Origin of the sequence: Olsenella kribbiana (assembly GCF_036408795.1) — a bacterium.
GTDB lineage: Bacteria > Actinomycetota > Coriobacteriia > Coriobacteriales > Atopobiaceae > Olsenella_L > Olsenella_L kribbiana.
Genome location: NZ_JAZGJP010000012.1, coordinates 1 through 21873, shown reverse-complemented (window position 1 = coordinate 21873; position 21873 = coordinate 1). Strand labels below are relative to the sequence as shown.

At 61.3% G+C, this 21873-nt stretch carries 18 protein-coding genes and 1 other RNA gene; all 19 read right to left on the bottom strand.

Annotated elements, in window-relative coordinates; translation table 11 throughout:
- Positions 1-110: 110 nt before the first annotated feature.
- Positions 111-506 (bottom strand): 30S ribosomal protein S9, encoded by a 396-nt coding sequence (rpsI, locus tag VXJ24_RS08575; protein WP_330972517.1) that lies wholly within the window; start codon positions 504-506, stop codon positions 111-113.
- Positions 507-509: 3 nt separating this feature from the next.
- Complete coding sequence (gene rplM, locus VXJ24_RS08570; protein ID WP_330972516.1) at positions 510-950, bottom strand: 50S ribosomal protein L13; 441 nt, start codon at positions 948-950, stop codon at positions 510-512.
- A 144-nt stretch (positions 951-1094) separates the two neighbouring features.
- Positions 1095-2012 (bottom strand): patatin-like phospholipase family protein, encoded by a 918-nt coding sequence (locus tag VXJ24_RS08565; protein WP_330972515.1) that lies wholly within the window; start codon positions 2010-2012, stop codon positions 1095-1097.
- A gap of 56 nt (positions 2013-2068) precedes the next feature.
- The gene (locus VXJ24_RS08560) at positions 2069-3451 is read right to left on the bottom strand and encodes a threonine/serine exporter family protein (protein ID WP_330972514.1); all 1383 of its coding nucleotides are present in this window, start codon (positions 3449-3451) and stop codon (positions 2069-2071) included.
- 124 nt (positions 3452-3575) lie between these two features.
- Positions 3576-3943, bottom strand: a transfer-messenger RNA (tmRNA) gene (gene ssrA, locus VXJ24_RS08555).
- Positions 3944-4036: 93 nt separating this feature from the next.
- Positions 4037-4729: a YoaK family protein gene (locus VXJ24_RS08550; RefSeq protein ID WP_330972513.1), complete on the bottom strand. Its 693-nt coding sequence runs from the start codon at positions 4727-4729 to the stop codon at positions 4037-4039.
- A gap of 145 nt (positions 4730-4874) precedes the next feature.
- Positions 4875-5021 carry a rubredoxin-like domain-containing protein gene (locus VXJ24_RS08545; RefSeq protein WP_330972512.1) on the bottom strand — a complete coding sequence of 49 codons (147 nt, stop codon included), beginning with the start codon at positions 5019-5021 and terminating at the stop codon, positions 4875-4877.
- 65 nt (positions 5022-5086) lie between these two features.
- Positions 5087-5599: a flavin reductase family protein gene (locus VXJ24_RS08540; protein ID WP_330972511.1), complete on the bottom strand. Its 513-nt coding sequence runs from the start codon at positions 5597-5599 to the stop codon at positions 5087-5089.
- Between the two features lie 30 nt (positions 5600-5629).
- Entirely contained in the window at positions 5630-6106 is a 477-nt protein-coding gene (smpB, locus tag VXJ24_RS08535) for an SsrA-binding protein SmpB (RefSeq protein WP_330972510.1), read from the bottom strand.
- On the bottom strand, positions 6106-6966 hold the full coding sequence (locus VXJ24_RS08530) for a tetratricopeptide repeat protein (RefSeq protein ID WP_330972509.1): 861 nt from the start codon (positions 6964-6966) through the stop codon (positions 6106-6108). Before VXJ24_RS08530 ends, smpB begins: the two co-directional genes overlap by 1 nt.
- 51 nt (positions 6967-7017) lie before the next feature.
- Positions 7018-9069: a ribonuclease R gene (gene rnr, locus VXJ24_RS08525; protein WP_330972508.1), complete on the bottom strand. Its 2052-nt coding sequence runs from the start codon at positions 9067-9069 to the stop codon at positions 7018-7020.
- Between the two features lie 87 nt (positions 9070-9156).
- Complete coding sequence (gene ftsX / locus VXJ24_RS08520) at positions 9157-10080, bottom strand: permease-like cell division protein FtsX (protein WP_330972550.1); 924 nt, start codon at positions 10078-10080, stop codon at positions 9157-9159.
- The gene (gene ftsE, locus VXJ24_RS08515; RefSeq protein WP_330972507.1) at positions 10067-11122 is read right to left on the bottom strand and encodes a cell division ATP-binding protein FtsE; all 1056 of its coding nucleotides are present in this window, start codon (positions 11120-11122) and stop codon (positions 10067-10069) included. The genes ftsX and ftsE overlap by 14 nt, the downstream gene beginning before the upstream one ends.
- A gap of 359 nt (positions 11123-11481) precedes the next feature.
- A complete protein-coding gene (locus VXJ24_RS08510; RefSeq protein WP_330972506.1) occupies positions 11482-12411 on the bottom strand; it encodes a transketolase family protein in 930 nt (309 codons plus the stop codon).
- On the bottom strand, positions 12404-13303 hold the full coding sequence (locus VXJ24_RS08505; RefSeq protein WP_330972505.1) for a transketolase: 900 nt from the start codon (positions 13301-13303) through the stop codon (positions 12404-12406). The genes VXJ24_RS08510 and VXJ24_RS08505 overlap by 8 nt, the downstream gene beginning before the upstream one ends.
- Positions 13304-13447: 144 nt before the next feature.
- Entirely contained in the window at positions 13448-14323 is an 876-nt protein-coding gene (locus VXJ24_RS08500; RefSeq protein ID WP_330972504.1) for a YitT family protein, read from the bottom strand.
- Positions 14320-15444, bottom strand: a complete 1125-nt coding sequence (prfB, locus tag VXJ24_RS08495; protein ID WP_330972503.1) for a peptide chain release factor 2 — start codon at positions 15442-15444, stop codon at positions 14320-14322. Before prfB ends, VXJ24_RS08500 begins: the two co-directional genes overlap by 4 nt.
- Positions 15444-18323, bottom strand: a complete 2880-nt coding sequence (secA, locus tag VXJ24_RS08490; RefSeq protein WP_330972502.1) for a preprotein translocase subunit SecA — start codon at positions 18321-18323, stop codon at positions 15444-15446. Before secA ends, prfB begins: the two co-directional genes overlap by 1 nt.
- Positions 18324-18453: 130 nt before the next feature.
- The gene (locus VXJ24_RS08485) at positions 18454-21303 is read right to left on the bottom strand and encodes an AfsR/SARP family transcriptional regulator (protein WP_330972501.1); all 2850 of its coding nucleotides are present in this window, start codon (positions 21301-21303) and stop codon (positions 18454-18456) included.
- Positions 21304-21873 lie beyond the last annotated feature (570 nt).

Below are 21873 nucleotides of genomic sequence, written 5' to 3'. Positions count from 1 at the left end.
TCGAATGCCGCAATCTTCATGTCTCCCCATTCTCATGCTATTCCGAAGCATACGAAAAGAGCCCGCCTCCAGGTGGAGACGGACTCTTGAATGGAGCAAGCCAGAAAGCTTTAGCGCTTCGAGAACTGCGGGCGCTTGCGTGCCTTCTTCAGGCCGTACTTCTTGCGCTCGACAGCACGTGCATCGCGCGTGAGGTAGCCAGCCTTCTTGAGGTCAGCGCGGTACTCGCCAGCCGTGAGAAGTGCGCGGGCGATGCCCAGGCGCAGTGCGCCGGACTGGCCATTGATGCCGCCGCCATCGCAGAGAGCGATAACGTCGAAGTGGCCCTCGGTGTCCGTCACGCGGAACGGTGCCAGTGCGTTGTCGACGAGCTGCTGGCGGCCGAAGTAGTTGAGTGCGTCACGGCCATTGACGGTGACCTTGCCGGTACCCGGAACAAGGCGGACGCGGGCGGTTGCCTCCTTGCGGCGACCGGTGCCGGTGTAAACAGCGGTGTTGTCAGCCATCGGTTAGGCCCTCCAATCGATCTTCACAGGGTTCTGAGCGGTGTGCGGATGCTCAGGACCAGCGTAGACCTTGAGCTTCATGGCCTGCTGGTGACCAAGGGTCGACTTCGGGAGCATGCCCTGAACCGCGTGCTCAATGACACGCTCGGGGTGCTTCTCCATAGCCTCCTTGAAGCTTTCGGTCTTGAGGCCGCCCAGCCAGCCGGAGTAGCGCCAGTAGGACTTCTTGTCTGCCTTGTTGCCGGTAAGCTGGACCTTAGCGGCATTGATCACGACAACGAAGTCTCCCGTGTCTACATTCGGGGTGTACTGCGGCTTGTTCTTGCCACGGAGCACATTGGCTGCCGTCGTAGCAAGACGACCAAGGGTCGCACCGTCGGCGTCGATGAGCACCCACTTGCGCTCGACTTCGCCGGCCTTGGCGTAATGAGTCGACTTCTTCACTTGACTCCTCCATGTACCTGTAACGAAATGCTTATCCTATGAGATTACGGGGCTCAGTGGAAAGCCTTCAAAGTATACAACGGCTCCACATGACCTGCAAAGATTCTTTTGTTCCCACAGCTCGTCCACATAGATCCGACACTGCTAGAAGCGGCCGGGATGCGCAGGCTGCCAGGTGCTCTCAGGCACGAATGCGCAGATCTCATCCAGATGTCTGATGGCCTCCTGTCTGCCCTCGATATAGAGGTCGAGGAGCTTTCCGCCATCCGACTCGTTGACGCCGACATCGACAGGCTCAGGCGGTGCGATCACGAGGCAAGAACCCTCCTTCTCGCGGCGCCACAGGTCTTCGCGCTCACCGTTGTACATGTAGCGGCGATCCTCGAGCGCCTTTATGAAGTAGGGGTAGTCATCGTAGCGGTGGGAGCGCAAGACAAGGCCTTCGTTGCCAAGGCCCTTCACATAGCCGCGGTCGCGCGTGAGGACGACAAGGACCTTTTCCGCCGGCTTGAAGTCCTCGATGTAGGGAAGCTCCTTCTCCCCCAGAGCTGCTGCGAAGGGGATCGAGTCCGTCGTGCCGCCGTCGAGCATCTCGTGGCCTCTGACCTTCACGGTATGCGAGAAGAGCGGAAGCGACGAGGAGGCACGGATGGCTTCGATATCCTCTGGGAGCTCCTTCACCTCGAGATAGGCAGGCGTGCCGAAGATTGCGTCAGAGGCGACGCAGTACATGCGCATCGGGTTGTCCTTGAACGTCTCGTTGTCGAAGGGATCGAGCTCGTTCTGCACCTTGTCGTAGAGGAAGTCCTCGGCCGCGATATTGCCGGTCTTCACATACGACCACCAGGACATGCAGCGAGGATCGTCTCGGTAGGCAAGCATGATGCGCATCGCACGGCCGATCTGGCGGCTCTTGTAGGTCGCTGCATTCATGGCGCCAGCAGAGACGCCCCAGACAGCGCTGAACCCATAGATGCCATGCTCCATCAGGACATCCGTCACGCCCGCCGTGAACATGTCGCGGAATCCGCCGCCTTCGAGCACCAGTGCCACGCCTGCCATATATCCTCCTCCGTTATCCATTGAGATGGTTATACCCATCATTGGGCACTTGAGCCCTAGCTGAGATAGCGCCAATGCCTGTCCGTGAGGATGCGGGCAGCAGCCAGGCCTATCGGCAGGAACACGACAATCAGGGCTGCCCTCACCATCCACGTGAGCGAGTCGGCGATGTTGTAGGACGCAAGATAGAAGATTGCGCGATACATGTAGAGACCAGGGACCATGATCACGATGGAAGGCACGGTAAGCGAGATCCTCGGGAACGTGAGCTTTTTCCTCACGGCCGAGGCGATGAGGCCTGCCGCAAGGGCTCCCAGGAAGGCCGCTGCCTCGGGCGGCACGGCAGCGAGATCGACGAGCTCGAGCCTGAGCGTATTGGCAACAGCGCCGATCGCCCCTGCCGTGGCTGCCATGGGCACCGGACTCGAAAACATGATCGAGAAGCCGAAGACGCCGCAGAAGCTCATGGCTGCCCTCATGAGCGCCAGAGGCGCCGGCGCTATTCCCAGGGGCGCGAAATCATCCGGCGCAAGATGGACAATGCTTGCAACAAGCCAGCCGAAGAGCGTCGCGACAAGGATGACCGTAAGCGCATAGCACAGGCGCTCGATGCCGCTCTTGAAATCCATCTTCGCGATATCGAGCCCGCTTGTGATCAGCGGAAAGCCGGGGATGACAAAGAGCATGGCACCGATGTAGCCCGCTTCGTGCGAAAGCGCCGCAGAATCGAAGATTCCTAGGGCCATAAGCGCCAGAAGATAGCTGACGCAGGCACAGGACACGGCAACCGCGACGCAGGCAAAATGCGTGATGCGCCGCGCCCCCATGATGCGGCGCACATACTGGCCAACGCCTGCCCCGACGAAGGCGCACAGCATCTCCGGCGCGCCTCCCCCAAGCAGGAACACGAAGGCGGAGCAGGCAAGCGCCGATGCAAGTGCCGACTGCAGCGGCGTATAGCCGCCTTTCGTCTCATGCTCGATCTGGTCCATGAGGCGATGGCACTCCTTGACCGTGAGGTCTGCCCCGCAGGCCTCGAGATCCTTCATGAACGTCTCCATGCGCCAGATGCGCTTCGTGTTCACGCCGCAAGACGGCAGCGAGACGATGAAGGTTTCGCGCTCCGTCCCATCGACGCAGGTGCACTCGATCGTGAGCAGGCTCACGTCGGCCGAGCAGACGACGCCGAGCGTCTGGGCCACACGGTTCATGGCCTCGCGCACGCGCCAGCCTCCCGTGCCGCCCGAAAGCGTCAGGAGCCCGACACGGGCAATGATGGCGCAGCGGTCCTCGAGACAGGCATCGCGTGCGATCGCATCCGGCTCGTGGATCGTGTCATGCCACCTCAAAGGCATATGGTGGGGATGCGTAAACGATGTGGACGAGACGAGCTCCTCGAGCTCTGTCCACTCTTCCTCTGTTGCCGGCACATCCTGCATGGGAAAGACCACTTCCAAAAGACCAGTTTCGCTCTCAGCGCAGACGGCCCCCAGTCTAGCAGCAGCCCGGCTGCGGCATGAAAAAAGCGGGCCACGTGCACATGCACGCAGCCCGCATCGCTTTTGGTGGAGGTGCGGAGAATCGAACTCCGGTCCAAAACAAACCCCTGACAGGTGTCTCCAGGCTCAGCCAGTGCTTGAATCTCGGATGCCTTGCACGCGCCGGCCTGCGCTCGGCATCCCAGCCGGTTCAGTCTTGGCTTCCGGCATACCCGCTACGTCCGGAAGTGCAGCTCCCTCAAATGACGCCGCACCGCAGTCGGGAGCATGCTGCGGATTGACGGCTGCTAGCTAAAAGTTAAGCAGCGAGGGCGTAAGAGCCCTGATAAGAGTTGTCGTCAATTCAATTTGACGGTACCCCTGTTTAACGTGGCGAGGAGACCACGGCCTGCTGCCCATCTCAGGTCTGCCCTGTCGAAACCAGTCACCCCCGGTTCGATAAGCAGATCGCTCTGCTGTTTTCAAAGTGCCCCGCCTGCGCGGCCTCATAAGTATACCCACCTGGGAGCATTTCTGACAGAGGCGCTATGCCTTCAGGGAAGCTTCCTCCTCTTCCATCCTGTGCTCTCGGTCCCAGAACATGAGGCAGAAGGCAGCCGTCAGAAGGATGGAGCTCGCGGCGATAGCATGGAGGCCGAAGGCGGAAAGCAGGCGCGAGCCGATGATGGCACCGATGATGAAGGTGAGGATCGTGCCGTAGTAGAGAAGGGCCGACTCCAGGTGCTCACTCTCTCGTGTGTGGATGAAATCCATAAGGTTATGGGTGCCGCTCCTGAGATTGCCGATGCACATCGTCGTCGCGAATCCCCGTCCATGGAGCTTGCGGAAGGCCTGGACCTGCATGCCGCAGGCAAGAGACGTCAGGCTGTTTGCCAGAAGGTCGAAATCCTGGGGCACAAAGGAGACAGCCGCAAGAAGGGCCGCCTCGACGAGAAGCGACGTCTGCCGCCAATGCAGGTGGTGCTCATGGCTCACATGCTTCACGGTGTGTGCGAGGGCGATGCCGAAGGCGAAGGCCAGGACCGGCAATGCGTAGTGGGCGGCCTGGTGCCAGTCGCCGTCTGCGATGTTCACGCCGAGCAGCAGCATGTTGCCCGTCTGCGCGTTCGCGAAGACCTTCCCACGTCCCAGATAGGAGTAGGCATCCATAAGGCCGCCCGAAAGCGCCAGAAGGGCGGCAAGCTCGATGGATTCTGATGTCTGCCGTGCACGCTGCATAAGATGAAATCCGCTCTTGTCGAAGCCAGTACCGGCCTTTCATTCTATGCGCTCATGCACGGGGGCTGAAAAAAGGCGCAACAGCAGCACGTGGCCGCCATTGCGCCTGCACATCTGTCGCAAGAGACAGCGTTTCTGTCTGGTGCTAGTCCTCGACGCGCTCGAACATGTCGGGGCCCACGCCGCAGACGGGGCATACATAGTCATCGGGGAGCTCGGGGGTGTCGACCTCGACCTCGTAGCCGCAGACGGTGCACACGAACTTGTAGGTCTTCTTCTCTTCGTCGGCCATGGTGCTTCCTCTCCTAAAAGGTTTCTGCTTCATGAAGGGGCCCTTCCCCTCCATGGCATGTAACTTTAGCCTATTTCGGGGACAAAGGAAGAGGCGCGGGCAGGCGTCTTTCCCTTGAGCTCCGAGTGGTACCAGCCGTAGTCGAGAAGAGGAGCGTCACTCAGCACTTCGGCGTCCTCGACCTTGCCGACAAACACCATATGCGTGCCCACATCCATGGTCTGGACGACTTTGCAGGCAATGACGGCAGCCGCATTCTGCTTCACATACGGATCGCCGAACATCGTGCGGAACGTATCGTCTCCTGCATACTTCGCGAAGTTCGCGCCGGTCCTGAAGCCGAAGCGTCCGATGAACGGCATGTCCGCCTCGCGTGTGAGCGGCACGAGCGCAAAGTGTCCTGCCGCCTCGATGATGCCTTCCGTATAGTTCTGCTTGTTCACGGCCACCATGACCTGGAGCGGCTCAGAGGTGAGCTGGAGCCCCGTGTTCACGACGCAGCCGCTCTCGCGGGTGCCGTCGGACGCCGAGACCACATAGAGGCCAGAGGTGAACTTGAAGAGCGCACGTGTATCCATTGAAATCCCCTCTCCGAAGCCGCTTGGAGGCTAGCGGCTCCTCGCCTTGAGCGCGCGCTGGATCTCGCGCTCGGTATCCCGTTTTGCCATGTCTGCACGCTTGTCGTAGAGCTTCTTGCCCCGGGCAAGCGCGATTGTGAGCTTTACGCGGTTGTGCTCGTCGAAATACATCTGGAGCGGCACGATGGCTGTGCCCTTCTGGCGGAGCTTCTGGTCGAGGTAGAAGATCTGCCTCTTGTGGAGAAGGAGCTTCCTTCTCCGGTCGGGATCCCTGTTCCAGACGCCACCGTTCACGTACGGGTGGATATGCATGCCATTGAGCCATACCTCGCCGCCACGGATCAGCACGAACGTGTCCGTGAGCTGGGCCGGCCTGTCGCGCAGGCTCTTCACCTCGGAGCCCGCAAGCTCGATGCCTGCCTCGAACGTCTCGTCGATGAAGTAGTTGTGGGAGGCAGAGCGGTTCCTCGAGATGATCTTGATGTTCGGCTTTCCCTGCTTGCCCATCACGCCTCCCCCTCGTCCTTCTCATCCTTCTCGTCATCCGCATGGATGAGCTCGAGGAGGGCCTTGCAGGCATCGGTGCCGACAAGGTCGCGGGCACGGATCGTGAGCTCCGTCGCAAGGTTCCTGTTGCCGAAGTCGGCTGCATCGGAGGCACAGAAGAGAAGGCAGACCGCGATGTCGGCATTTGCGCCGTCAGGCAGCCCTTCCTTGCCCAGAAGCTCGCTGCATTCCGAATCGTCTACCTCATCCGGATCGTGGTCCGTACCCTTAGCGTCGGCGAGCATCTGCGTGAGCTTCCCGTCGTCTCCCATATCGAGGCGGCGCGCAGCGCGCAGGGACGCTGCCTGCGTCCGGGGCTTGCCGATCGCTCCGAAGTACTCGGAGAAGTTTGCAAACGCACGCGCGAGATGGCGGGCATCGCTTGCGCGCTCGAAGACGGAATACGTGAGTGCCAGATATTCCTGGCTGTCGCCCTGGGCACGGAAGAGCTCGGCGAGGTCGAGCCTTGCTCCGCAGTCCATGGGATTCCAGCGTATGCACTGCTTCAGCGCCTCGATGGCTTCCTGGGCATCCCCCATCCTCACGCAGGCAAGCGCAAGGTCGGAATAGAGCCTCGAGAGCGGCTCTCCCACATCCTCGAGCGTGCGCGGATCCTTCTCGACACGGCGGTAGGCCAGGCGCTCGAAGAGCGTCGGAAAGGCGAACCACTGCATATCCTCTGTCGTCTGGCAGTTCGCATCGACGTATTCCTCGGCGTCCTCGGCAAGTGCCGCCAGACGCTTCTTTGCTGCCTCATCCTGCCCGTCGACCATGAGCGATTCTGCCGCGACGAGCTCATCCTGAAGATTGCTAGTTCCCATATCGTTCCTGTCATGCGTGCAGAAGCCCTGCTTCTGCCGTCTGTTCTCTATCTATGCGTTCCTACCCGTCTCGGCCCTTCTTGATGCAGGTGCCTGGTTCGCCACAAGCGCAAAGCCGATGCGTCCCCGCATCGTGTCCACATCATGCACGGTGACCGCAACCCGCTGGCCCAGACGGTATCTCTTTCCTGACTGCTCGCCCGTGAGCGTCATGCGCGTCTCGTCGTAGTCGAAATACTCGTCGCCGAGAGACCGTATCGGCACAAGCCCTTCTGCCATCGTGTCGTCGAGCACGACGAAGATGCCGAAGCGCTCGACGCCGTCGACGATGCCCGAGAACGCTTCGCCGACATGGCCCTCGAAGAGCTCTGCCATCTTCACGTCCTGCGAGGCATGCGCCGCAGCATCGGCTACGCGCTCCTTGTCGGAGCAGTCGCGGCAGAGCTGGGGCAGCGCATGCGCCCCTTCGGCGAGCTTCGGGAGCTTCCCCTCGAGATAGGCCTTGAGCGCCCTGTGTACGGTGTCATCCGGATAGCGGCGGATCGGCGAGGTGAAGTGGCAGTAGGCCGCCGTCCCGAGCGCGAAGTGCCCCTCGTTGTGGTCGAGATAGATGGCTCGCTTCTGCGCACGGAGGAGCATCGTCGAGACGAGGTAGGCAGAAGGCGTCTTTTCCGAGCGTGCCAGCACAGCCTGCATCGCATGGGGATTGCCGGTCTCGAAGGCAAGCGTCTCGTCTGAGCTCCCGAAGAGGTCGAGCTCCTTGAATATGGGGACAAGCGCCTCGAGATTCTCCTCGGAGGGTGCCTCATGCACACGGTAGGCGCAGGGTGCCTCGCGGTCGGAGAGAATCTTGGCGACCGACTCATTTGCAAGAAGCATCGCTTCCTCGACAAGCGAGGTCGCCCGCGTCTTCTCGCGGATCAGGACACCGGTCGGCGTGCCGTCCTTGTCGAGTGCCACCTTCGCCTCGCGCGACGGGAAATCGAGCGCGCCCCTCTTCTCGCGAATCTTGATGCGGAGACGCGCCACCTCGTCGAGCGCGGTCAGGCTCTCCTTCACCGCCTCGCGCGAGATGGCCTCGCAGGAAAGCTCCTCTCCCGTCTCCAAGAAGCACTCGACCTCGTCGTAGGAGAAGCGTGCACAGCTTCTGATGGCAGCCTTCATGGGCGTGGCCGAGACGACCTCGCCCTTGCTCGTGAGCTCCATCTTCACAGCCATCGCAAGCCGGTCCTCGTGGGGCACAAGCGAGCAGACGCCGTTCGAGATGGCCTCAGGAAGCATCGGGATCACGCGGTCCGCCAGATAGACCGAGCAGGTGCGCTGCTGCGCCTCGTTGTCGAGGGAAGAGTCCGGACGCACATAGTGCGTGACGTCGGCGATTGCGACGAGGAGCTCGAAGCCCTGCCCTGTCCTTCTGCCGAAGACCGCATCATCGAAGTCCTTTGCATCGGCAGGATCGATCGTGACAAGCGGGATATCCCTCAGATCCTTGCGGTATCTGTCCTGTGCAAGCGCCTCTGCAACGCCCGGCACGAGGCCCTCCGCTTCCTTGAGCACCGGAGCGGGGAACTCGTCCGGCAGGTCAAAGGAGGCAAGGACCGACTCCATGCCCATATCGAGGCCTGCGGGAGAGCCTATCCTGCGTTCGATTGTCGCCGTGCCGGAGACGCCACGAGACGGATATTCGAGGATGCGCACACGCACGATGTCCCCGTCATGCACGCCGAGCTTTCGGTCCGAGCGGTCCTCAGGGACCATGAAGAAGTCATGGCTCACGCGGATGTCGAGCGGCACGAGGGCACGGAGCGGCCCCGCCTCCTCATAGCGCGCAAGGAGCGTCTTCGTCCCGCGCTCGAGCACGCTCCTCACAATGGCCTGGCGCTCGCCACCCTTTGCCGGCACGAGCGAGACGGCCACCTTGTCGCCGTTCATCGCCTCATGGAGGCCTCCATGGGCGACACGGAATGTCCCTTCCTGGCAGACGACGCGGGCCCTTCCCCCTTCATGGATATGCAGGGTGCCTGTCGCTGTGGGCTGGGGCTTGTGCCCCCTGTCGCGTCCGTATCTCCTGCCTTTCTTCGGCCTGCGCTTTGCGTGCGACATGAGTCCTCCTCGAGACAAGAGCATGGGGGCAGCACGCTCATGCGTGCCACCCCCATACTAGACCAACAAAATGCTTTGCGCCTGGCGCTAGACGTTCAGGTAGCGCCTCATTGCGATAGCGGAGCCGAAGAGGCCGATTGCCACGCCGACGATGATGAGCAGGCCATAGGTCTGCGCAATGACGGCAGGCTGCAGGTTGAACGAGAGGAACGCCACCTGCTCCTGGAGACGCGGCAAGACGTTCGTGATGACGGCCTGGAGCGCACAGATTGCGAGCAGGGCGCCGATGAGTGCCTCGATGGCGCCCTCGGCGACGAAGGGCCCACGGATGAAGCCGTTCGAGGCGCCGACGAGGCGCTCGATGCCGATCTCGCGGCGGCGTGCCGAGATGGAGAGGCGGATCGTGTTGTTGATGAAGACGAAGGCGACAAACGTCAGCAGCACGACAAGCACGATTGCGATGATGCGGATGTAGGACGTGACCGTGAACAGGCGCTCGACCGTCTCGCGTCCATACTGGACCGAGTTGGCCGGATCGGAATCGTCAGCGACAGAGGCGAAGTCGGAATCGTCGATGAGCTTGTTCGCGACGTTCTCGACCTCCTGCGGATCGTTGAGCTTGATCACAAGCGATGCAGGAACCGGGTTCGTGCCGTCGAGTGCCGCAACAGCGTCCTCGGCGTTCTTGTTCGACATCGTGGCTTTGTATTCCTCGAGAGCCTCGTCCTTGCTCTTGTAGGTGACAGACTCGACGTTGTCCCAGCCCTCGATCTTCGTCTGGAGGGCATCGATGGCGTCCTGGGATGCGTCATCTGCGAGGTAGGCCTGGATCGTGACCTTGTCCTCGACGTTGCCGACCATGTTGTCGACAAGGGCAGACAGGAACACGAACGTGCCGATGATGAACAGCGACAGGAAGATCGTGACGATAGCGCCGAACGTGGTGCCGAAGTTGCGCTTGAAGTGGTGCATGGCCTCACGCAGCGAATAGCCGATATTAGATGGTGCCATAGTTGCCATAGCCTCCTCTCTCCTGGTCGCGCACGACGTGGCCGCCCTCGAGGGCGATGACGCGGCGGCGCATGGAGTCCACCATCTCGCGGTCATGGGTGGCCATGACAACGGTGGTGCCGGTGCGGTTGATGCGGTCGAGCAGCTTCATGATGCCAAGCGAGATGGCCGGATCGAGGTTGCCGGTCGGCTCGTCGCAGACAAGCAGCGGCGGCCTGTTGACCATGGCGCGGGCGACAGCGACACGCTGCTGCTCGCCGCCGGAAAGCTGGTCCGGATAGTTGTCCATCTTGTCCTGGAGACCCACCAGGCGCAGCACCTCAGGCACCTGGGCCTTGATGACGGACTTGGGCTTGCCGATGGCCTCGAGAGCGAAGGCGACATTCTCGTAGGTCGTCTTGTCCGGCAGCAGCTTGAAGTCCTGGAAGACGCAGCCAATCTGGCGGCGCAGGTACGGGACCTTCCAGTTGCGCATCGTCGTGAGGTCCTGGCCTGCGACCATGACCTTGCCCTTCGTTGCCTTGAGCTCGCGGGTAATGAGCTTGATGAACGTGGACTTGCCCGATCCGGAGTGTCCGACGATGAAGACGAACTCGCCCGGATAGATGTCGACGCTCACATCCTCCAGGGCCGGCTTGTTCGGCTGGGCCTTGTAGATGAGCGTGACATTGCGGTAGGAGATTGTCGGCGTTCCCTCATGCGGGACCTGGGGCATGCCATTCGAGGAAAGGCCTGCGTAGGACGTGATGCCGTCGTCGTCAGCATCAGAGGACTGCACGATGCCAGCGCTCTGCTGCGTCGGATGCTCGACGGAAGGGACGGCGAAGACAGACGTCGAGGATGGCTGCGCCTGCGGCGCGGGCGCTGCCTCGGGTGCAGGGGCGGCAGTCCTTGCCGGTGCCGGTTCGTCGAGATCGTCGATAGCGCCCGGGATATCGAGGCCGTCGAGATCGTCGTCGATGTCTGCCGGCGCAGCTGCCTCATCCTGTGCCTGCGGTGCAGCTGCTGCCTTCTCGGCGACGCTTGCATAGATGGACTGCATGACGGAGGACTCTTCGTCGAGAGGCTCTCCATTGTCTGCGTCTTGCGATGTCACATCCTGATATGTGCCCGCAGAAGCGGGCTCGTCTTCTGGTGTAGGAGCGCTCGTCTGCAGGGCGCCGGTGTCTTCCAGCTCTTCATTCCCCTGCCGCTCCCGACTGCGAAAGTGATTGGCCACAGAAGCTCCTTCTCTTTCCTGTATGCACGAATCAGCGGACAGATTGATTCGAAAATCATAGCAAGCATAGCGTCTGCAGCAGGCTGCAGACGCCATGGGCCCTGAAAAACGCACGATTAGCTCAGGACGCTGAAGCAGGACTCAAAGCAAAGCCCTGCTTCTATCAGAGATGTTGCAAAGACCTAACGGCCGAGCGCCTTCTTCACCTCTTGCGCAATGCCCTCTCCGTCGAGGCCGAAGTGATGGAGCAGCACATCGCCGTTTGCCGAGGTGCCGAAGGTTTTCATGCCGACGCGCTGGCAGGGCACCGGCAGCTTCTCGCCGAGGAGCTCTGCTATGGCCGAGCCGACGCCTCCATAGACCGAGTGCTCTTCGCAGGTTACGACATGACCCGTCTTGGAGGCGGAAGCGAGGATCGTCTCCTCGTCGAGCGGCTTCACGGAGAAGATGTCGAGGACCTCTGCCGAGATGCCATCCTGCTCGAGGAGGTCTGCCGCAGCGAGTGCCTGCGAGACCTCGACGCCGGCAGCAGCAATCGTCACATCGGTGCCTTCGCGCACGACGCCTGCGAAGGGAAGGCCGCCTACGAACGTCTCATCGTAGACGAGGGGCACCTTGTGGCGGCCGAGGCGCACATAGACCGGACCCGGCGTCTTCGCGGCAAGGCGCAGCGCTGCCTTTGCAGCCCAGTAGTCTGCCGGCACGAGCACGCGCATGTTCGGAAGGACGCGCATGAGCGTGATGTCCTCGAGCATCTGGTGTGTCGCGCCATCCTCGCCGACCGTGATGCCGGCGTGCGTCGGGCAGATCTTCACGTCGAGGTTCGAATCGCAGACCGTGTTCCTGATCTGGTCGTAGCAGCGTCCGGTGCCGAAGACGGCAAAGGAGCCGGTGAAGACCGTGCGGCCGGTAAGCGCGAGGCCTGCCGCCACATCGATCATGTCCTGCTCGGCGATGCCCACATCGACAAGGCGGTCAGGGTCGTAGGCACCGAGCTGGGCAGTCTTTGTCGAGCCTGCCAGGTCGGCGTCGACCGCCATCACATCGAGGCCTTCCTTCACAAGCTCGATGAGCGTCTCTCCGAATGCCTCGCGGGTCGCTCTTCTAGTCATTTGCGGCCTCCTTCAGAAGCTCGGCGCGTGCAGCCTCGAGCTCAGCCAGGGCCTGGGCCCCCTGCTCGGCGCTCGGCGCATTGCCATGCCAGCCTACCTGGTTCTCCATGTAGGAGACGCCCTTGCCCTTGATCGTGTGGCAGATGATGACAGAAGGCTGGTCCTCGACGGCAAGCGCGTTCTTCACAGCTGCCTCGAGCGCCTCGATATCGTGTCCGTCTGCCTCCTGCACATGCCAGCCGAAGGCACGGAACTTCGCCGGCACATCGCCGAGCGTGCAGACCGTGTCGACAGGGCCATCGATCTGAAGGCCATTGAGGTCGACGAAGACGCAGAGGTTTCCGAGCTTCCTGTGGGCAGCAAACATCGCTGCCTCCCAGTTCTGGCCCTCCTGGAGCTCGCCGTCGCCGGTGAGCGCGAAGACATGGCGAAGAGGGGCACCCTTCTTCTCGGCGTCAAGCCTGAAGCCAAGGGCAGCACCCGATGCGACCGACATGCCCTGGCCGAGAGATCCTGTGCAGACCTCGATGCCCGGGCAGAGCTTCGAATCGGGATGTCCCTGCAGGATGCTTCCAAGCTTCCTGATCGAGAGCATCTCGTCATCCGTAATCCAGCCAAGCTGGTGGATGATGCCGTAAAGGGCAGGGGCTGCGTGGCCCTTCGAAAGGATGAAGAAGTCGCGGCCGTCCCACTTCGGGTCCTTCGGGTCATAGTTCATGAGGCCCGAGAAATAGAGGACCGAGAGGATATCCGTTGCGGAGAGCGATCCTCCCGGATGTCCCGACCCGGCCTCGGTCAGCATCTGTACGATATCGTGGCGGACTGCATTCGCCACGAGCTCTATCTCGTGCGTCGAGCAGTGCGGCGCCCTGCTCTCGCATTCCTTCGTCATAGCGCTCCCGTCTTTAGGCTTCCTCTGCCCGTTGGGCAGTCCCTTTCATCATATACGCAGGATGCGCAGGATGTGTCCATAAGCAAGGAGAGCATGGGTAAAACCCATGCTCTCCTGCGTACCGGAAACAGACCTTTAACACACTCAGGCTTCGAGGCTGCGGAATCCCTCGCCGAATACCTCGTGGACCTCTGCAATCACGACAATGGCATCGGGATCGAGCTCTGCCACGATATCCTTGAGCTTCGTCGTTTCCGAGCGCCCCATGACGCACATGAGCATGGGCCGCGTCTCGCCGCTATAGGATCCCTTGGCAGAAATCTCGGTGCAGCCACGGTTGAGCTCGAAGAGGATAGCCTTCGAGATCGCCTCATAGCGGTTCGAGATGATATAGGCCGCACGGGCGGAGCGCGGACCATCGACGACCGCATCGATCGCCTTGCCGCAGATGAACATCGAGATGGCCGCATAGAGCGCGTTCTCGACAGAGAAGACAGGCGCAGAGGCCGCGACGATCGCACCATCCACGACAATCATCATCGTGCCTATCGCGATGTCCGTCTTCTTCGAGATGAGCTGGACGATGATGTCAGTGCCGCCGGTGTTGCCGCCCGCCATGAAGACAAGGCCCAGGCCCACGCCCGTGACGACACCGCCCCAGAGAGCGCAGAGCAGGAGCTCCCCTTCGCCGAGCACGGGCACGATGGGCTGCAGGAGGTCCGTGAAGAAGCCGGAGAGCAGGATTCCTGCCACGGTCTTTGCAAGATAGCGCTTCGAGCCCTGCTTCACGACGAGCGAGAGCAGAAGGATGTTCATCGCAATGGTCTGGACACCGACCGGGATATAGATGCCAGCCCTCTGTCCGAGCGCAAACACGATTGTCGCTATGCCTGTGACGCCGCCTGCAGCAAGGCCATTCGGCAGCTGGAAGGAGTCGAAGCCAAACGCGAAGATGGCGGACCCCACAGCAATCAGAACGACATCGCGTACGATCTCCGCCATCTTCTCGCGCCTGCTCATACCTTCTGTTCCTCCCCTGTCACCCAGCGGTGATAGCCGATGATGAAGGGATCGAGGTCTCCATCATCGAGCACCGATGAAACGTTTCCTGTCTCGACGCCTGTGCGCAGATCCTTCACGAGCTGATAGGGATAGAGCACATAGCTCCTGATCTGGTTGCCGAAGCCGATATCGTGCTTCGGGCCCCTGAGCTCGTCGATCTGCTGCTCCCGCTTCTGGAGCTCGAGCTCGTAGAGGCGGCTCTTCAGGATCTTCATCGCGAAGGCCTTGTTCTGGAGCTGGCTGCGCTCGTTCTGGCACGTGACGACCGTGCCGGTCGGGATATGCGTGATGCGGACTGCAGAGTCCGTCGTGTTGACGCCCTGGCCACCGTGTCCCGTGGCGTGGTAGACATCGATGCGCAGGTCTCCCGGATCGATGTTCACCTCGATATCGTCAGGAAGGACCGGCAGCACCTCGACGCCCGCAAAGGTCGTCTGGCGCCTCTTCTTCTCGTCTGTCGGCGAGATGCGCACGAGACGGTGCACGCCCTGCTCGGCACGCAGCATCCCGTAGGCGTTCTTGCCGCTCACCGTGAACGTCGCGCGGTCGATGCCGATGACCTCGGCCTGGGGCGCATCGTTGACCGTGACCTTCCAGCCGCGGCGGTCGCAGTAGCGCAGATACATCTTGAAGAGCATCTCGCACCAGTCCTGCGCTTCGAGGCCACCCTGGCCTGGCATGATCGTGACGATTGCATCGCCGTGATCGAGATCGTCCGTGAACCAGCTCGAGAGCTCGAGCTCGGAAAGCTCGGATTTCAGCTCTTCTGCAGCAGACGTCGCCTCCTGGCGGAGCTCATCGTCGTCCGTCTCGTCAGCAAGCTCGAGCGCGGCACGTGCATCGCCGAGCTTCTCTGTCGCCGCATCGATGCCCTTGACGTCCTCCTGTGCAGAAGAGAGCTCAGCCATCGTCTTCTGGGCAGCTGCTGCATCGTCCCAGAAGCCGGGCTCGGCGCTCTTGTGCTGGAGCGCCTCGACGAGCTCGCGCTTCTGCGCGACATGGAGATAGCCCTCCACCTCGTGCAGGCGCTCCTCGAGGGCATCAAGCCCCTCAGCGGTGATCGGAGCCTCGTCTGCCATTAGCGGTTCCTGCCATGGCAGTTCTTGAACTTCTTGCCGCTGCCGCAGGGGCAGGGGTCGTTCCTGCCGACATTCGCGTAAGGATCGGGGTCCTCTGCCTTGCGGTAGGTCTTCGGCTTCTCATCTGCCGGCACGGACTCACGTGCGGTCCTCCTCTGGGCGATGCCCGAAGAGGAGATGTTCCGGTGATGGTCGCCGTCGACATCTGCCGGACCCGAATAGCGGGCACCCTTGAGCTCTGCGCCCTCCTGGGCAGGCTGCGGCTGCGCCACGACCTGGATCCTCAGGATGATGCGCAGGAAGTCCTCGTACATGGTGTTGACGAGCTCGGTGAAGGCAGAATAGGCCTCGGTCTTGTATTCGACAAGCGGGTCCCTCTGGCCATAGCCACGAAGGCCGATGCCGGTCTTGAGGTAGTCCATCTCCTGCAGGTATGCCATCCACCTCGTGTCGATGACGCGGAGCATGACGCGCATGGAGAGGTCGTTCATCGGGTCGTGCTCGGAAGGTGCAGGCTCGCCGTTATCCAGTGCCGCCTTCGCATCCTGCTGCTGGAGGCCACGTCCGATTCCGCGGATGAACTCTGCCTTCTCGGCGTAGCGGCCATCGACGAAGTCGTCGATCGTCTCGACGATATCCGCCTCTTCCATATCGTGTGTGAGCTCGGGGAGCTCCTTGGTGCCTGTGAGGTCGGCAAGCCACTTGCCGAGGCCCTCGAGATCCCAGTCCTCTGCTTCCGTATCGGCAGGGCAGAAGTTTGCAACCTCGCGCTCGACCGTGTCGTGCGTGACCTCAGCGACATGCGCCGTCAGGTCCTTGCCGTCGAGAATCTTGTTGCGCTCCTCGTAGATGACCTGGCGCTGCTTGTTCATGACATCATCGTAGTCGAGGACGTTCTTGCGCATCGCGAAGTTGATCTCCTCGACCTTGCGCTGGGCACCTTCGACCGCCTTCGTGACCATCTTCGCCTGAATCGGCATGTCATCCGGCATATCTGCCTTCTTCATCATGGCAGCGATGCGGTCCATGCGGTCGCCGCCGAAGAGGCGCATGAGATCGTCTTCGAGCGAGAGGTAGAACTGCGTCTCGCCCGGGTCGCCCTGACGGCCGGAACGGCCGCGGAGCTGGTTGTCGATACGGCGGGATTCATGGCGCTCGGTGCCGATGACGCAGAGGCCGCCCGTTTCGAGCACCTTCTCCTTCTCTGCTGCACAGATGGCATCTGCCTTGGCACGGTACTTCGGCATTATGGAGTCGACGTAGGCGCGCTTCTGCTTCGCATCTGCGACCGATGCCGGATCTTCCGGATTCATGCTCTTCTCCGGCTGCGGATCGATGCCGTCGTCGCGCATGAGGTCCAGCGCCATGAACTGCGGGTTGCCGCCGAGCAGGATATCCGTACCACGGCCAGCCATGTTCGTGGCGATCGTGACGGCGCCGAAGCGGCCTGCCTGTGCGATGATGGCAGCCTCGCGCTCGTGGTACTTTGCGTTCAGGATCTGCGGATGGATGCCGCGCTTCTCGAGAATGCGCATGAGCTTCTCGGAGTTCTCGATCGAGACCGTGCCGACAAGGACTGGCTGGCCCTTGGCATGGCGCTCGACGACGTCGTCTGCGACGGCATTGAACTTTGCCTCGATTGTGCGGTAGACGAGGTCGTCGTGGTCCTTGCGGATGACGGGCTTGTTGGGCGGGATGACCTGCACGGGCAGGTTGTAGATCTGGCGGAACTCGGCATCCTCGGTCATGGCGGTACCGGTCATGCCGGAGAGCTTGTCGTAGAGGCGGAAGTAGTTCTGGAGCGTGATCGTGGCAAGCGTCTGGTTCTCTTCGCGGATCGCGACGCCTTCCTTTGCCTCGATGGCCTGGTGGAGGCCCTCCGAGTAGCGCCTGCCCTCCATGATGCGGCCCGTGAACTCGTCGACGATCTTGACCTCGCCGTCAAGCACGACGTACTGCTGGTCGCGGTGGAACATGTACTCAGCCTTGAGAGCCTGCTGGAGATGGTTCACGAGCTGGCCGGAGACATCGGAGTAGATGTCGGCGATGCCGAGGGCATGCTCGATCTTGCTCAGGCCTTCATCGGTTGCGGCAATCGTATGCTTTGCCTCGTCCATCTCGTAGTCCACGTCGCGCGTAAGGCCACGGACTGCACGGGCGAAGTCCTTGTAGGTGCTTGCAGACTTCGTGCCGGCACCGGAGATGATGAGCGGCGTCCTTGCCTCGTCGATGAGGATGGAGTCGACCTCGTCGACGATTGCGAAGTGATGGCCGCGCTGCACGCGCATCTCGGGGCGCGTGACCATGTTGTCGCGCAGGTAGTCGAAGCCGAACTCGGAATTCGTGCCGTACGTGACATCTGCTGCATAGGCAGGCGTCTTCATGTTGAGGCGCATGCCGTTCTGGATGAGGCCGACATTCATGCCGAGGAAGCGGTAGATCTGGCCCATCCACTCAGAGTCGCGCTTGGCGAGGTAGTCGTTGACCGTGACGATATGGACGCCCTGGCCGTCAAGTGCATTGAGGTAGCCGGCAAGCGTCGAGACAAGCGTCTTGCCTTCGCCGGTCTTCATCTCTGCAATCATGCCGCGGTGCAGCGCAATGCCGCCGATGAGCTGGACATCGAAGTGGCGCATGCCGAGCGTGCGCTTCGATGCCTCGCGGACCGTTGCGAAGGCCTCGGGCAGAAGGTCGTCGAGCGTTTCGCCGTTCGCAAGGCGCTCACGGAAGAGCACCGTCTGATGCGCAAGCTCTGCGTCATCCATCTTGTCGGGAGCGTAGTTCGGCTCGAGCTCGTCGATATGTCCGGCAATCTGCCGGAACTCCTTGAGCTGCTTGTCCGCTCCCATGGAGAGCAGCCTGGAGAAGAAGTTGGCCATAGCATTCCTTAAGGGTAAAGCGCATTCGCCACCGGCGGCGTATGCGCAGCATGCACACGACCAACACTGTATCCGATATCAGGACAACTCTTTCCCGCCATCCACCATATCATCAAAAGTGCACTGCCTTTCAGTCGCTTTCCAGAGATGGCTGTCTGCCCCTGTCTGCACCTTGCGCCCCTGCCTCCCGCAGGGCATCGTCCATGAGGGCACGCATGCGGCCGGAAGGGTAGATGCCGGAGTCGTCCATGAGCTGCTGCGAGAAGCTCTGGTAGGCTTCCCAGGCATCTGCCGTGCGCCCCTGCCTGAGATAGACCCTGATGAGCACGATGGCGGCATCCTCGCGGGTCGGAAGCTCCCGGCAAGCGGAGCGCGCATAGAGTGCAGCGGCACTCAGGGAGCTCTCGTCGAGGGCGATCTGCGCTGCCTTCGAGAGCGCATCGACATACTCCTGCCTGAGCTCCTCTGCCCTTCTCACCATCATCCCCGAGCTGTCCTGCGATGCGACGATCATCTCTCCCTGATAGATATCCAGGATCTCGTCTGCCGCCTCGAGCGCACGCTCGGTACCCGTGGCTTCCGCAAGCACCTCCTTCACGAGGGCCTCGAAAGCATCCACATCGCAGATGACAGAAGCGGGATTGAGCGAGATGAGGCCGTCTCCTCCGACGATGAAGCGGGCACCTGTTCCTTTCTGGTGCACGACCTCGCGCAGCGTGCTCACAGCCGAATAGATCTTCGGGCGCCCCTCGACGTAGTTCGATTCCGGCCAGAGCGCCGCCAGCACATCTGCTCTCCTCATCGTGTGCCCCCGCTTGGCTGCAAGCATCTGGAGGAGCGCCTTCGAAGAGCGCCTTGGCCAGCGGTTCAGGAGGATGGGCTCGCCGTCTACCTTCGCCTCGAAGCGGCCGAGGAGGCTTATCTCGAGAAGGCCTGGCACATCGCCTGCAAGAGGCACAGGCTCGACCCCCAGAGGCTCTTCCCGTCTCTCCTCCCTCTTCTTCGGATGCGCTACCTCCTGCCACAGCGCCACATCGCGCTTCCAGCCTTCTGGCACAGCATCGCCGATCTGGGACGAGAAGCTCTGGGGCATGCCCAGAAGAAGCGCCAGAATCCAGCGGAGCTGGAGCGGCAGGTCCTGGTCTTCGAGCTTCGTGCCCTGCGCTGCGCATCGCACGGCACGGGCCATGAGCCTTCCTTCAGCGCTCTTCGCCTTGCCGAGCCTTCGTGCGACGCTGCGTGCGGTCATGCCGCCGATCTCTGTCGCCTGGAGGAGATGTATCTCGTCGAGAAGCGGCGTGCTCGAAAGCTCCTCTGCGGCACGTTCTGCGTGCGCCAGAAAGACATGGGCATGCGCTGCAGATCCCTGCCTGAGCGCAGCTGCACCTCCCGCAATGCCCGAAACAAGCTGCGGCAGCGCATCTTCCCTCTCGCTCCAGTACGAGGCGAGGCGTCCAAGCTCGCCGGGGCCAGACGCTGCAGGACCCATAGCAAGAGCAGCAGCCTGAAGCGTCCGTACCCAGAGCGCACCTATATCCAGCCTGCTGTCCGCAACACGGGGCCAGATGCTTCGCTTCCCCAGCAGCACTTCCCGGAAGAACGCTACATCTGCCTCAGCCACCTCAGATAGAAGCCCCGTTTCCCTGGGAAGCGCGGCTGAAGGGATATCAAGTGCCTCTCCTTCGAGGAGTGCCTTCCAGAGAGCGCAGTGTAGCGCAAAGCCATCATCGCTTCCAACTGCCAGCTCCTGGAGCCTGCCTGCCCTATCTCCGAGGCTCTGCCGGATGCGCCATATCCCTTCATAGGCAGAAAGCGACGTATCCTTTGTCCTCTTCTGCACACCCACCCTCTGCCGCCAGGTCTGGAGAGCCTTTGTGCGCGGTTCTGAGACAAGCTTGAGCCCGCATGCAGCCGAGAGCCCTTCCTTCTTGTTGCGCGTGGCTCCAGCCTCCCGAAGCGCTTTCTCGACGGCCTTTGCTTCGCCTGCATCGAGATAGCGCGCACCTTCGAGCACGATATGCGCTGCTGCCTGCCTTCCAAGCTTCATGTGTGCAGCCAGGATGGCCGCACGCTGGAAAAGCGAGCGCTTCTCGAGCGCCAGAATGCAGAGCAGCCCCTCCTGCTGATCCATCACATCGAGCGTGCCAAGGAAGCGGTCCATATGGGCAAGGACGCGGACGTCCTGCGTGCATCCGCAGGTCCAGCTGTCACCTTCGAGCGCGACAAGCGGAATGTATGAAGAGACCCGTACAGCAGCAGCCCCTGCATCGTCGCCGAGGATGCCTTCGAGCTCCTTGAGCGTGCCGGTCCCGAAGAGCAGCATGCAGGAAAACGCTTCGCGTGCTTCCTTTGAGAGCGCCGATGCTTCTGTCATGACCGCGGCATCAGCCTCATGCGCAAAGCACAGCGCATCGCTGTCAGAGAGCAGCCCATCGGGTTCTGCATGGAAGGTCCAGAGCGCCCGCATGAGGGAAGGCGTGCCTGCCGATATCCTGAGCGCCTCATCGAAGGCGATGCCGCCCTTCCAGCTCTTCCGCTCATATGCAGCGAAGCAGGCATCATGAGCATCCTCCCAGGAAACGTCCTCGCCGAGGCCTGAAGGTTCTACTCCCTCTTCCCTGAATGCGCAGACGACCTTTCCGCCATGCCTGACAAAGAGGCGAAATGCCTTTCCAAAGCGTATGGATTCTGTCTCTGTGAAGGCAGGAAGGCAGTCAAGGATCAGGACGGTGGTGGCAGCAAGTCCGCCCACTGGCATCTTCAGGTCCACTTTGGTGATCTCTCCTGCACAGGACCTGGAGGTGCGCCCCTGAAACGTCCTATAGATGACATGGAAGCCTTGATCGGGACCGGTATCCTTGAGGAGCTTCAGGGCAGGCGTCAGACCACATCCCGGGTTTGCCCGAATGCAGAGGGCATCGCTATGCCGAAGAGCGGATGCTATTGCATTTGCCACGCGCTCGCGATGCGCGTCGAGCATGCCTTCGAGCTCTTCTGCATCGCTTGCAGATTCTGTTTCCGATTGCTGTACATCTCCGGATTCCATGTCTGTCCCCTCTGATTGCTTGTTGAACGCTTTCTGAATGTTCATTTCTCGAACTTTAAGGTTCAGCAAGATTCGATGGGACAGGAGCGGGGTCCGAAGGTCATTTGCTCTGTCAGATTATTAACGTATAGATGTTTTCGTGCTGGTCGCAACCATGCTTCATATTGATTCAGCTAGCTGCCCATTCAAAAGATCCATGTGACCAGCATCAACTCGGATATCTATCAAGCTGCATATAACGATTGTTTCTTGCAACACATAGGAAATAGCATGCAGAAAAAGCCGCAGATACGCGCCTATCGCCAGATGCATATAGAAGCAGCTGAGCAATGCTTACAGGAAAGTACAGCATGCTCTGCGAGTATGACTCAAGGTCTCTGTATGGCAGAGGGAGGGAAGCGCGGATGCGCTCCCCTCCCTCTCCGGCACGAATGCCCTCTGCTGGCCAGCGGCGTCCTGCTCTCCCACGGACTCACTCCGCAGTACCATCGGCGCTCGGGGGCT